This window comes from Paenibacillus sp. TCA20 (assembly GCF_000732325.1).
Classification (GTDB): domain Bacteria; phylum Bacillota; class Bacilli; order Paenibacillales; family Paenibacillaceae; genus Paenibacillus; species Paenibacillus urinalis.
Window position 1 is genome coordinate 35,571 of the sequence record NZ_BBIW01000023.1, and the last position, 13,214, is coordinate 48,784.

The window sequence follows — 13,214 nt, forward strand, 5'->3', positions numbered from 1 at the left end:
TAAAAAATCTGGATGCTTAAACTGCTTCAACATCAGAAGGGTCGGTGTCACCATCTAGGACCTCGGGTAAAAGAATGGTTACCGTCGTTCCTTTACCCTTCTCACTTTCAATTTCCATCGTGCCTTTATGAGCCTGAATTAGTCGCTGACAGACCATAAGTCCAAGCCCAGTTCCCGTTTCCTTATTCGTAAAGAACGGCTCACCAAGCTTATGCATGATATCCTCCGGAATACCAATGCCTTGATCCTTTATTCGGATTCTAATCTGCTCATCGGGAGTCTTAGAGATCGCAATACGGATCGTTCCTCCATCCGGCATTGCTTCCATCCCATTTTTTAAAATATTGATAAACACCTGCTTCAATTGATTCTCTCCGCAATGCACAATCGATGGTCCCTCGGCCTCAATATCGAATTCGATACCGTGCATATGAGCTTGGCTGTCGAGCAGAGAAATGACATCACCCATAATAAACCGGATGTCCTTCTGCTGGAAATTAACCGCCTGAGGCTTAGCCAATATGAGGAACTCGCCGACAATCAAATTAATCCGGTCCAGCTCTGACAGCATAAGGTCGATATGCCTCAGATTCAGCTTCTTGGTCTGCTGCTGCAGCTGAATGAAGCCCCGAAGTGTTGTCAGAGGATTACGTATTTCATGGGCTACACCTGCTGCCAGCTGTCCAACGGTCGTCAGCTTCTCTGACCTGCGGAGCATTTCCTCCATCCGCTTGCGGCCCGTAATGTCTCTAGAAATACTAATAAACCCCGTGATCTTGCCTTCGTTGTCCCTGATAGGTGCTGTGCTCACACTGACCTCAATTCTACTGCCATCCTTGGCTAAACGGTAAGATTCGATATAAGGAACGGTCAGACCCTCATGAAGCTTCTGCGTCCGCTCTTTTTCTTCGTCGATTAATTCATCCGGTACATTGGTCAGCGGTTTGCCGACAATCTCTTGACTGGTCCATCCATATAATTGTTCAAAAGCCCGGTTTACCTGAATTACATTACTGTTCTCATCTGTAATATGAATGGCATCCGCTGTCTGGTTAATCACCGACTCAAGATGCTCCTTCACTGCTCGATTTTCCTCATACATCTGCTTGAGGCGATTCGTATAATGACCGAGATTGCGGATCATCGCATTAATTCCGTTAGACAGCTGACCAAGCTCATCATGACGCTTCAGCTGCAATCCAATATTGAAATGTCCATCTGCCACCTCATTTACCTTAGAGAGTACAATTTGGATAGGCTTTGTATATGCAGAAGCCAATAAATAGCTGCCAAATATGACAATCTCCAATAAAACAAGTGATACGGCAATATGACTAACCAGCTGCTCGGTTATAACGCCTTGGATCTCCTGATAATCGGTAATAATGCTTATGATGTAGGAGCCGCCTTCCGGGTTCGGAATCGGAATCATATTCTTCAATACTTTTTTATTATCCACATTCGCTACATAAGACACATTATTACCGGTTTCAATCGCTTTATGAATTGCTGTGCCATCTTCCTTAATCTGCCCATACTCATACGTGCCGAACATAATCGGCCGGGTCCCAAATTTATAGTTGAGCTCATCCGTTCCATCGGGTGCCATAGATGGCTGTCCAAATGTGGACGGATTAATCCCTGCAATGGATAGAATGGATGGATTCACATCCTTTACCTTCTCAATCATTCCATCTGGACTTGAGAACACAACATAGTCTTCCACCTCAGACGCATTCAGAAAAGGATTAATGATGTAATTGCGTTCTCCGTCGTGATAATATCCCCAAATATTGATGTTGTCCGGGTCTGAAGTGGCATATTCAAATCCATCGGACCAGTAGTGATCATAGGTAATTCCCTGAGGTATTGTTACTTGATTGAAGGCAAACAGCTGTTTAAAAGCCTCGTACCAATAGGTCATTTTCTTGGTGGATAAGCCAATCTCATTCGGGTCAGAGGATTTACTCACAATGATATCGTCCTCTGTTTGAATCATGAGTGAAATATCGGTAACTCCGGTTTCTTCACTTAACTGTTCTAACTGCTCTATCGTGACGTTCTTGATATCGGGATCTAATTGATTGGCTGCTATAATGGAAGCCAGCCATATGTTCTTGGATATCTGCTTCTTAATGGACTCCGTGCTATTCTGATTCTGCTCCACTGCAAGTGCGATCTGCTTGGCAGCCGAAACGGCCCGCTTCTCGCTGTCCTGCTGTAAATTCTCCTGGGTCGTATAATAGCTTAATGCAATGTTGAGCCCGAGTATAATGAGTACCGAGAATGACATTACTAAAGATAATTTTATTTTAATGGACAAGACTTCAGCTCACCTCTTGGCTCATATCCTGGCGAAATGTGACTTTATTTACTACTTCTTAGGACTTTATGTATTTATAAAACCATCATACCTTTTAGTGGTCTATTTGAAAAGGAATCTGATTCGTAACTATGCAGTAATTTATAGGAATTTTCTCTTTATTGATTTGATATATCCCCATGTTAAATCTACAATAAATTAAACAGGTCAGAAATATGATATGAAAAATAATACACATATTTGTGCACAAATCCACAGGCCTTTGGATAATATGTGTACAAACTTGTTAGCAACTACAAGGTTATCCACAGAGTTATGCACAACATGTTAACAATCGAATATTTGTTCGTTGGATAATTGAATAAGGAAAGGCAGGAACCACATAAATGAACGAAATACAGTCCCACATCGGAAAAGACGAGGATTTTCTATACACAGATGAGTATTGGATGAGAGAAGCAATAAGTGAAGCAATAAAGGCAGAGTCATTAGGTGAGGTACCTATTGGAGCGATTATCGTTAAAGATAACGAAATTATCGGCCGGGGATACAATCTTCGGGAGCTTCAATACGATGCTACAGCACATGCTGAGATCATTGCTATTAAACAAGCAAGCGAGCACCTAAAAGCATGGAGATTGCTCGACTGCAAGCTGTATGTCACGCTCGAGCCATGCCCTATGTGTGCGGGTGCCATCGTACAATCTAGAGTTCCTCATGTTGTGTATGGAACAACAGACCCGAAGGCCGGCTGCGCTGGTACGCTTATGAATCTGCTTCAGGAATCTCGATTTAACCATCAGACCGAAATTACAAGTGGAGTGTTACAGGAGGAATGCGCTGCGCTGCTTACGTCCTTCTTTAGAAAGCTTCGCCGCAAGCCACGTACGGAGGGGGAATAACGAGTGGACACGATCCTTCGAGATACACAACACGGCATCTATATCAGGCCTTACGTGATAGAAGATACGGAAGCGTTACAGGCTATGTATATGGCGAGCAGAGAGCATCACGCCCCCTTTGAACCCATTAGGGGAGATGAATTTTACACCCTGGAATCCCTGAGAGATCGAATCCAATCCCGGCAGCAGGAAATCGATCAGGACCAAAGCTATTATTTTGGAGTTTTTGAGGCAAATACCGATAAGCTGATTGGACAGGTCAGTCTCACCAATATCGCACGCGGAGTGGCTCAGTATGCAGATTTAGGTTATTTTACGCATGTAGATTATATGGGTAAAGGCTATATGAGCGCAGCGGTTAAGCTAATCCTCTTATTTGCCTTCCGTTCGCTTCAGCTTCACCGGATCCAGGCATCCATTCTTCTTCATAATATGGCGTCCCGCCGAGTCCTGGAGAAGAACGGCTTTGTGGCAGAGGGCATTGCCAGGGGATATCTGCTGATTGCTGGCCGCTGGCAGGATCACCAGATCTATTCTTTGTTAAATCCCAACGATGGACATGACTAATGCCTCCAATGAACTGCATGACACCTGAGAGCAGTGAGCGGTCATGTGTTACGCAAGTTTCACGCACTTAGCTGCTAAAAAAAACCCGTCGAGCTGACGGGTTTTCTTGTGTATAAAACCGATGAATCTCAATCGGATCATTATTTATAATGGCAATCTCATTATAACGATTCGCGATTAATAGCTGTAGTAAGACTCGTTCAATATCTCTTCGAACTCTTCCATGGTTACTACATCATCTCCCGCAGGAATACCAATGACGAATTCAGGCGTTTCGTTAATTTTGGAATAATGATTTGTGCCTGTCAGCGCAAGGTTAATCACCTCTTTTGTGTCTGGATCGTTGATCACGATATCCACAATTGCTTCTTGGTATGCAGGGATATTATCTTTATTAATCGCTGTATTGATGTTAAATGTGTTGATCGTCAAATAATTCTTCAGCTCTTCCAGATCTGCTGCCATTTGGCTTTGATCTGTAGCTGTAAGAGCTTCCTTCGCTTCTGCAATATCCTCATCTGTCAGCTGGAGCATCTCTTTGTATTCATCCTTGCTGATGATATCGAGTACTTTAGGCAGTGCGTTGTTTACCAAGACGGTAATGGCTTCCTTCACATTATCATTGGTAATCGCAAATTGTACGATTTGTTTAGCATCTACATCCTCAGGAAGTGTAACTGCATCCGCCTCCAGGTTCTTGAAATACGTATCCTGGTCGTATTCTGCAAGGACTGCCTCGCTAATTTCATTCGTCAGCGCCTGAGATTTAGCAACATCCATCGCTTCTGGATTCCACTCTACGCCTTCTTCCTCAGCAAGCTTCTTCATATCCAGCTCAATGTATTTACCAATTAGTGTTTCTGGCATTGGAAGCATAGGGATGTTCGGTACCTTAACGAACACCTTCTCCGTAGTCACAACCATTGGGATGTTATACGTCATCTCCATGTCGCCCTTGATTGCAATGCCTAGTGTAAACTCTGCTTGCATCGGATCATTCTGGAACACCCCATCAACCGTAAGCTCTGCATCCTTCAACATGGACATAATCATGGCCATATCATCGGAATTTTCTGCAGAGCTAAAGCTTAAGTTGTCAATTTTCACTTTGCTTGTCATTTCGTAAGAGGTCATTTCTGCCGCTTGTGTCGCCGCACTTTGTACCGCCTCTTTCGGTTCTTGCTTGGTTCCGCAGCCTGCCAGAATTAACACCATAGACAGCATTAATGCAAACAAGCCTTTCGTGAATCCTTTTTTCATTTGTTGTTTTTCCCCTTTCCAAAGCCACCATTTCCATAAATCACACCATAACATAATAAACCATTAGCTCATAAGTATAAACACTTTTGGTCAATTTTGGTGCTATAGATTTATAAAAATCTAATTTAGTTAATTTCGTCTTTTTTCGACACCATTTTATAAGCGTTTTCAAACTAGGGGTTACGACGATTTCTCTTGTCACCATGCGGATTTTCATAATTATGCAAAATAAAAAAGCCTCTGCTTTAAAAGCATGGCCTTTTCACAAAAATGCATTTATTACTCACATACAAGCTATCCATAACTATCCTTCCGGATTGTTATGGTCCACATGATTGCGGTTCTTCACCTTTTTGGAGCCAGACAACGGCGCGGGACCCGAAGCATGATCACGCTTCTCTTTACCCCCTTGTGAAGTCTGTGCTTCAGGGACAGGAACTGCTCTTGGCTTACCCATTCGTGAATTCCTCCTAAGGATTGGTTAACTGCTGTACCGCTTGGGCACATTCATGGATATGACGAGTGTAATCCTGCGCCATCTGCTGTATTGCATCGGTGCGTTCATCAATATGAAGCCCGTCTTTTTCTACATCAATTAGATCTACCTTCACTTCACGGTTGTCCACATACGCACAGCGAAAATCAAATGAGTACAATTGACGTCCTGCCGCATCAATATGAATACGAATTGCTTGCTGATCCGCCTCATCGGCATGCACCTGAGCTTGATCTCCCTGATTCAGGATGACAGGCAGTCTTTCTTGCCAGGCATGAACAAGCTGATTTTGATCAATATCAAAACTTTGGCTCATTTATATTAGCACCTCCACACCTTATAAAGTGCGAAATACAGCTGCTTTTTATGCATTGCCCGTGTCATGAACCGATATAAAAACAAAAAAGCCATCTCTTAATAGAGAATGGCTTGATTATGTTATGTATGGCGGAGAGGATGGGATTCGAACCCATGTGGAGTTGCCCCCTAACGGTTTTCAAGACCGCCCCGTTATGACCGCTTCGGTACCTCTCCAGGATAAAATAATGCTTTATTTGGCGTTACATTTATATAACGCGTAACAAAAATTATCTTATCACAGCTAGTACACAATTGCAAGTTTTTTTATAATTTAAATCCTAATCAGCAATATAGAAGACATCATCTTTACTTCTTAGATGTGATTTTCTCTACTCCGCCCATATATGGAACCAGCACTTTTGGAATGATGACACTTCCATCTTCCTGCTGATAATTCTCCAGAATAGCCGCTACCGTTCTGCCTACCGCTAGTCCAGATCCGTTCAGTGTATGCAAAAATTCAGGCTTGGCCTTTGCTTCTCTACGGAAACGAATATTTGCCCGTCTAGCTTGGAAATCCTCACAGTTAGAGCAAGAGGAGATCTCGCGGTACATCCCGCTCTCAGGCAGCCATACTTCAAGGTCATACGTCTTCGCTGATGTAAAGCCCATATCTGCCGTACAGAGCGCCATAACGCGATAAGGGAGCTCCAGAAGCTGTAGAACACGTTCTGCGTTGCGGGTCATCTCTTCGAGTTCTTCATAAGAGTTCTCAGGCAGCGAGAATTTCAGCATCTCTACTTTGTTGAATTGATGCTGTCTGATCAGACCTCTTGTGTCACGCCCTGCCGATCCGGCCTCAGAACGGAAGCAGGAGCTGTAAGCGACAAATTTCTGAGGCAGCTCTTCTGCAGGGATAATCTCCTCACGGTGATAGTTCGTTACCGGTACTTCTGCCGTTGGAATCAAGTAATACTCGGTATCCTTGATCTTGAACAGGTCCTCTTCGAACTTAGGCAGCTGTCCTGTACCATACAGACTGTCCTGATTAACAATCATCGGCGGCAGAATCTCTTCATAACCATGATGATTACTATGAAGGTCCATCATGAAGTTAATCAATGCCCGCTCAAGACGTGCACCTAGACCTTTATAGAAAGTAAATCTAGAGCCAGTTACTTTAGCAGCAGCTTCAAAATCAAGTATTCCCAGCTCCCCAGCTACATCCCAGTGCGCTTTCGGTGCGAAGCTGAACTCTCTTGCTTCAGACCAGCGGCGAACCTCTACATTCTCATCCTCAGAAGCTCCCACAGGAACACTCTCATGTGGCAGGTTAGGAATCGCCATCGTCAAATCATTGATCTCGGATTCAAGCGTACGAATTTCTTCATCCATCTGCTTAATACGATCGGATACCTCACGCATTTCCAGAATCAGCTCTTCTGCATCCTCTTTGTTCTTCTTGCGCTTGGCCACTTCACCGGATACTGTATTCCGGCGATTCTTTAGTAGCTCTACCTCTTGCAGCAATTCCCGGCGACGCATATCCAGCTTGGGGAATTCCGCAATAAGCTCCACTGATTTGCCTCGGTTCTTTAGTGCTTGCTCTACTCGACCGAAGTCATTTCGCAATATTTTAACATCTAACACGAATAATCCCTCCTACGAAAACAACCTTGCCTGAAAAATAGGAAAAGCTCCTCCCGCAAAGCTTATACAAGCCTGTGGGAGAAGTTTTTCGTGCCTTACCCGGGCAAGATCGTTTAAAAGTACAATTATCTCAAACCTTGCAGGCTGCTCTCTACCATCTGCACAAAATACTGATGTAATCGGTAATCATCCGTGAGCTCCGGATGGAAGGAGCATGCGAGCAAATGCCCTTGACGGGCTGTCACGATTTCGTCTTGATACATAGATAGAACCGTAACCTCGTCTCCAATAGATTGAATGAGCGGAGCACGAATAAACACTGCGCGTACCGTCTCTTCGATGCCAACCATCTGCAAGTCGGTCTCAAAGCTCTCACGCTGACGGCCAAAAGCATTTCTTGAAACCGTCATGTTCATCAATCCTAGATGTGGTTCTTCACCGCCGGCAATTCGCTCAGCTAGCACAATCAAACCAGCACAAGTGCCGAATATTGGCTTGCCAGCCGCGGAAAATTGCCGAATTGCATCAATGAAGTTATACTTTCTCATCAGCTTACCAATCGTTGTACTCTCTCCGCCAGGAATAATTAAACCGTCTATATCGTTTAATTGCTCCACCTTCTTAATAGAGATGCCTACACCACCAGCTAGCTCTACACTTCGAATATGCTCAGCTACTGCACCTTGTAGCGCCAATACACCAATCTTCAACTCGGTTCCCTTCTCTCTTACCAACCGCGATCGGACATGCGTTCTGCTGCAGTCAATTTGGATATTTCAATCCCTTTCATAGGGGCTCCTAAGTTCTTGGAAACTTCGGCAATCAGTTTGTAGTCGGTATAATGAGTTGTTGCTTCCACGATTGCACGAGCAAATTTCTCAGGGTTGTCCGATTTGAAAATACCGGATCCTACGAATACACCATCTGCGCCCAAGTGCATCATGAGCGCTGCATCTGCTGGAGTCGCTACACCACCTGCTGCAAAGTTAACGACAGGTAGCTTTCCATTCTCATGGACTTCACGCAGCAGCTCATAAGTCACGCCCAGGTTTTTCGCTTCCGCATACAATTCATCCTTGGACATGTTCTGTACTTTGCGAATTTGGCTGTTAATGAAACGCATATGACGAACGGCCTCAACGATGTTACCTGTTCCCGGCTCGCCTTTTGTACGAATCATGGATGCCCCTTCACCAATCCGTCTTAGCGCCTCTCCTAAATCCTTCGCGCCACATACAAATGGTACAGTGAACTCATGCTTATCGATATGGAACACTTCATCCGCAGGCGTAAGCACTTCGCTCTCATCAAGATAGTCAACACCTAGTGATTCCAGTACTTTCGCTTCAACGTAATGACCGATACGCGCCTTAGCCATAACCGGAATAGATACAACCTTCATAACCTCTTCAACGATGGTTGGATCAGCCATACGCGCCACACCACCGGCCGCACGAATGTCAGAAGGTACCCGCTCAAGAGCCATAACCGCAGTTGCACCTGATGCTTCTGCAATTTTTGCCTGCTCCGCGTTCATGACGTCCATGATGACGCCGCCTTTTTGCATTTCTGCCATGCCTCTTTTAACACGAGATGTTCCTGTTTCCATATCCTTTTACGCCCCCCATAATATGCAGCAGTTCTTCCACTTAGGTCCCTATAAATAAGGTGTGTATACTTAGAAAAACATATTATATTTATCGACCATAAAATAGAATTCTAACTTGATATTTTACCTTATACATCCTTATTATACAACAATTTTACTGGATTTGACGTTCTATCCGAAGATCACCTGGACAGCGAAAATGAACCTAGGGCAGATCGTGCTTATATGACCTGTCTAGTTGTCATTATCTCCGCTATGGACAATTTTATTTGATTTAAAATATTTGGTTTAAGAAACTGACTTCATAGCTTAAAACAAATTTTTGATACTGTCGAACATATCCCCGAAGAAGTCCCCAATTGCACGGAACATCAGGCTGAACCAGCCGGCTTTTTCTACAGGCTCTGAGGTCACAAGGTTCACGGTCTGTACCTGTTCACTTGCCATTCCTTCAATTTTGTAAGTGTACGTAATAGTGCCTGCTTTGGCTCCAGCTTCTACAGGTGCAGTTAGTCCTTCTCCTTCAAAGCTTGTCTCAAAAGTTGGAGTTGCATTCTCTGTTCCTTTAGGTACGAGGAAGTTCACTGCCTGTTCCGTTACAACTGGTGCTTCTTTCTCCTTACCTTTTAACACTGGAGCTGTTTCTGCACCTGGAACAACGCTCTTGGCAGCTACGACCTGCTTCACTTCAAAATTCTCGAAGCCGTAATCAAGCACTTTCTTCGTTTCTGTAAACCGGCTAGCTTGTGAATCAGCACCCATAACGACACTAATCAGTCGCATGCCATCTCGTTCAGCCGTACCCGTAAAATTGTTGCCTGCTCTTGCCGTATGTCCTGTCTTCAATCCATCCAGGCCTTCGTAAGCAAACTGTTTGAAGTTCGTAATGTCTTTGTTCGCTTCAAGCATCCAGTTCCAGTTCACCATCGGCTCTTGATCCGTTTCGCGGAATTTCAAGGATGGAATCGCTGTGTATTTGGCAAAATCCGGATGGTCAGTAATGATATACTTAGCCAATATTGCTGCATCCATTGCAGACATCGTAATTTCCTCATCTTCCGCAGGACGGAATTCCTCAGGCATATCTGCACGGTCAAGGCCAGTCGAATTGATGAAATGGGTTTTCGTCATTCCCATCCGCTTGGCTTCTTCATTCATCAGCTTAACAAACTCTTGCTCTGAACCAGCAACATATTCTGCAAGTGCTACAGTTGCGTCATTGGCTGAGCCTACAGCCATCGCTATGTATAGCTCTTCTACCGTATGTGTGTCACCTTCTGCTAGGAAGATTCGTGAGCCCTCACTGCTAGCTGCATTTTTCTTGACGGTAACTTCGGTATCCCACGAAAGCTCCCCTTGTTTGACCTTCTCAGCTACGATATACTCCGTCATCATCTTGGTCATACTCGCAGGCGCCAAAGCCTCGTCCGCATTAACAGATAGAAGCACCTCACCCGTGGTTGGCTCCAGCAATATTGCTGCCTTTACGTTAAGATTAACCGAGTCTGGAGACGGGACCTTAGCTGTTGCTGCTGTTGTTGCCGCAGTCGTTTCAGCTGTCGTATCTGTATTTGTTGTTGTGGCCGTTGCTACAGGAACGGAAGCTCCAAACACAGCTGCTGGAAGCACCGCCATGGAGAGCATATTCACAACCATAACCGTAGCAATCCTCTTCTTCATTTTCGCCTTCTTTCCCTTAGTGGAATGCTCTAATAATTCACTGTATTTCTTCAATGGAATAAATCCTCCTCTAATTTCTCAATCAATGATGTGCAAAACCCAATTCGTTCGTAATTACTTCGTATGCATGAATTCAATCGTGCCGAGATATTAAGAATCTATATTCTATACCACGATCCTAAACCACAGGATACGCAGCGAATTGCAGGCAGATTTATCTCACTGCTAAAACGAGCTTAAAATAAATGTCTCAACAGCGATTCATTTAGCGGAACAAGCACTGTTTCATTTTAACACACGATATTGTGCAAAAAAAGACAGGTCAGGTTAATTTCAACCTGCCTGTCTATAATCATGAGACTCTATATTGATGAAGGAATCATCAGTATAGAAAATTATATTCTACAAAGCGTAGTTAGGTGCTTCCTTCGTAATCTGTACATCATGCGGATGGCTCTCACGTAAGCCAGCATTTGTGATACGAATAAATTGAGTGTCGTTACGAAGCTGATCGAGAGTTTCTGTTCCACAGTAACCCATACCTGCACGAAGACCACCCATAAGCTGATGAACTGTGTCGCTTAGTGGACCTTTATAAGCTACACGTCCCTCAATTCCTTCCGGTACAAGCTTCTTGCTCTGATCATTATCTTGGAAGTAACGGTCTGCACTACCTTTTTTCATAGCGCTGATCGAGCCCATACCCCGATATCCTTTGAAACGGCGGCCTTGATAAATTTCAAACTCACCAGGGCTTTCTTCCGTACCTGCAAACAAGCTTCCCATCATAACAGCATGGGCTCCAGCAGCAAGTGCCTTCGTAATTTCTCCGGAGTATTTAATACCTCCATCTGCAATGATAGGAACGTTATATTCTCTTGCAACAGAAGCACAATCATAAATCGCAGTAATTTGAGGTACACCGATACCTGCTACGACACGAGTCGTACAGATTGAACCTGGACCAATACCGACCTTAACTACAGATGCGCCGGCTTCGATAAGCTCGCGAGTCGCTTCGCCTGTTGCCACGTTACCTGCAATGATTGTCAGTTCCGGGTATAGACCACGTAGTTTGCGAACTGCATCAATAATGTTTTTGCTGTGTCCATGTGCTGAGTCGATGGAGATCAAGTCAACACCGGCTTTAACCAGAGCTTCTGTACGCTCGTATAGATCTTGAGAGATACCAACCGCTGCACCCACCACAAGACGTCCTTGTGCATCTTTGGCTGCGTGAGGGAATTGGATTGCTTTTTCAATATCTTTAATCGTAATAAGTCCTTTGAGTGTGTTCGTTTCGTCAACCAAAGGAAGTTTCTCAATCTTATGCTTTTGCAGGATCTCTTCAGCTTGATCCAAAGTTGTACCCACCGGTGCAGTAACCAGGTTCTCGCTTGTCATTACTTCGGAGATTTTGATGTTGTAATCATGGATGAAACGCAAATCGCGGTTAGTAAGAATACCAACAAGCTTCTGCTGATCATCGACGATAGGCACACCAGAAATACGGAATTTAGCCATAACACCTTCAGCATCCGATACCAAATGATCTCTGGTCAAAGAAAAAGGGTTCGTAATGACGCCACTCTCGGAACGCTTAACACGATCTACTTCCTCTGCTTGCTGCTCAGCTGTCATATTCTTATGAATAATACCAATACCGCCTTCTCTTGCGATGGCAATAGCCAAAGGCGCTTCTGTAACAGTATCCATTGCAGCACTAATGAGTGGAATGTTAAGCTTGATATTCTCGCTCAAACGAACCGATACATCAACTTGTTTAGGCAAAACCTCAGATTTACGAGGTACTAACAATACATCATCAAACGTTAAACCTTCTTTACCGAACTTATCTTCCCACACCAGGATGTTCCTCCTTTATTTATATAGCCTTAAAGATCCGAAAATCAGCCCCATTTGAGAACTTTCGACCGTTTTCTGAAAATATATTATTGCCATCTTAGCAAAGGCCCATTTGCACTGTCAAGGAAAAGTAACCTGCTATGAAAGAGAGTATTGCACTAGAAAAACAAGTGTATCTGAGATGCGGACAAAACCTAATTTAATCGAATAATGGCACTCCTGTTTCGTAGAATTGTAATTCGATGAACTTACACCATCTATGACATAGAATGCATCTTTTTCATGTAATTTATCGCTGAAAATAAAAAAAACAACCCACTTCCTATTAGAGGAAATGGGTTATCTTTAGCTTGGCGGCGTCCTACTCTCCCAGGACCTGCGGTCCAAGTACCATCGGCGCTGGAGGGCTTAACGGTCGTGTTCGGGATGGGTACGTGTGGAACCCCTCCGCTATCGCCACCAAACATGATTTTTCGAAGCTTTCGCTTCTTGAAAAATCGTTATAACAAGGATTTACTCCCTGAAAACTAGATACGAAACAATTCACGATTTATGTTTTTT

11 protein-coding genes, 1 tRNA gene and 1 rRNA gene are annotated in these 13,214 nt (G+C 44.0%); 2 read left to right on the forward strand and 11 right to left on the reverse strand.

The genetic code is table 11. From position 1 onward, the window contains the following. Window positions 1–16: 16 nt before the first annotated feature. Window positions 17–2,323 carry an ATP-binding protein gene (locus TCA2_RS25150; protein ID WP_047914355.1) on the reverse strand — a complete coding sequence of 769 codons (2,307 nt, stop codon included), beginning with the start codon at window positions 2,321–2,323 and terminating at the stop codon, window positions 17–19. A gap of 386 nt (window positions 2,324–2,709) precedes the next feature. On the opposite strand from TCA2_RS25150, the gene tadA reads away from it, so the two are divergent. Both tadA and TCA2_RS25160 read left to right on the forward strand, forming a co-directional pair. Further along, window positions 2,710–3,225, forward strand: coding sequence for a tRNA adenosine(34) deaminase TadA (gene tadA / locus TCA2_RS25155; protein WP_047914356.1), 516 nt, complete (start codon window positions 2,710–2,712; stop codon window positions 3,223–3,225). Window positions 3,226–3,228: 3 nt separating this feature from the next. Further along, window positions 3,229–3,792, forward strand: coding sequence for a GNAT family N-acetyltransferase (locus TCA2_RS25160; protein ID WP_052512295.1), 564 nt, complete (start codon window positions 3,229–3,231; stop codon window positions 3,790–3,792). Window positions 3,793–3,969: 177 nt separating this feature from the next. Here the strand turns inward: TCA2_RS25160 and TCA2_RS25165 are convergent, their stop codons facing one another. The 10 genes from TCA2_RS25165 to rrf all read right to left on the reverse strand — a co-directional run bounded on the left by TCA2_RS25165 (window position 3,970) and on the right by rrf (window position 13,117). Further along, on the reverse strand, window positions 3,970–5,052 hold the full coding sequence (locus tag TCA2_RS25165; RefSeq protein WP_047914357.1) for a hypothetical protein: 1,083 nt from the start codon (window positions 5,050–5,052) through the stop codon (window positions 3,970–3,972). 304 nt (window positions 5,053–5,356) lie between these two features. After that, entirely contained in the window at window positions 5,357–5,509 is a 153-nt protein-coding gene (locus TCA2_RS25170; protein WP_047914358.1) for a small acid-soluble spore protein P, read from the reverse strand. A 13-nt stretch (window positions 5,510–5,522) separates the two neighbouring features. Further along, window positions 5,523–5,864 (reverse strand): hypothetical protein, encoded by a 342-nt coding sequence (locus TCA2_RS25175; protein ID WP_047914359.1) that lies wholly within the window; start codon window positions 5,862–5,864, stop codon window positions 5,523–5,525. Between the two features lie 129 nt (window positions 5,865–5,993). Continuing rightward, window positions 5,994–6,082: transfer RNA gene (locus TCA2_RS25180), tRNA-Ser, on the reverse strand. Between the two features lie 132 nt (window positions 6,083–6,214). Next, the gene (gene serS, locus TCA2_RS25185; protein ID WP_047914360.1) at window positions 6,215–7,498 is read right to left on the reverse strand and encodes a serine--tRNA ligase; all 1,284 of its coding nucleotides are present in this window, start codon (window positions 7,496–7,498) and stop codon (window positions 6,215–6,217) included. A gap of 125 nt (window positions 7,499–7,623) precedes the next feature. Continuing rightward, window positions 7,624–8,208 (reverse strand): pyridoxal 5'-phosphate synthase glutaminase subunit PdxT, encoded by a 585-nt coding sequence (pdxT, locus tag TCA2_RS25190; RefSeq protein WP_047914361.1) that lies wholly within the window; start codon window positions 8,206–8,208, stop codon window positions 7,624–7,626. A 17-nt stretch (window positions 8,209–8,225) separates the two neighbouring features. Next, window positions 8,226–9,107: a pyridoxal 5'-phosphate synthase lyase subunit PdxS gene (gene pdxS, locus TCA2_RS25195; RefSeq protein WP_047914362.1), complete on the reverse strand. Its 882-nt coding sequence runs from the start codon at window positions 9,105–9,107 to the stop codon at window positions 8,226–8,228. A 309-nt stretch (window positions 9,108–9,416) separates the two neighbouring features. Next, window positions 9,417–10,787: a D-alanyl-D-alanine carboxypeptidase family protein gene (locus tag TCA2_RS25200; protein ID WP_047914366.1), complete on the reverse strand. Its 1,371-nt coding sequence runs from the start codon at window positions 10,785–10,787 to the stop codon at window positions 9,417–9,419. A gap of 402 nt (window positions 10,788–11,189) precedes the next feature. After that, window positions 11,190–12,653 (reverse strand): IMP dehydrogenase, encoded by a 1,464-nt coding sequence (gene guaB, locus TCA2_RS25205; protein ID WP_047914363.1) that lies wholly within the window; start codon window positions 12,651–12,653, stop codon window positions 11,190–11,192. Window positions 12,654–13,001: 348 nt separating this feature from the next. Further along, a 5S ribosomal RNA gene (gene rrf, locus TCA2_RS25210) occupies window positions 13,002–13,117 on the reverse strand. Window positions 13,118–13,214 lie beyond the last annotated feature (97 nt).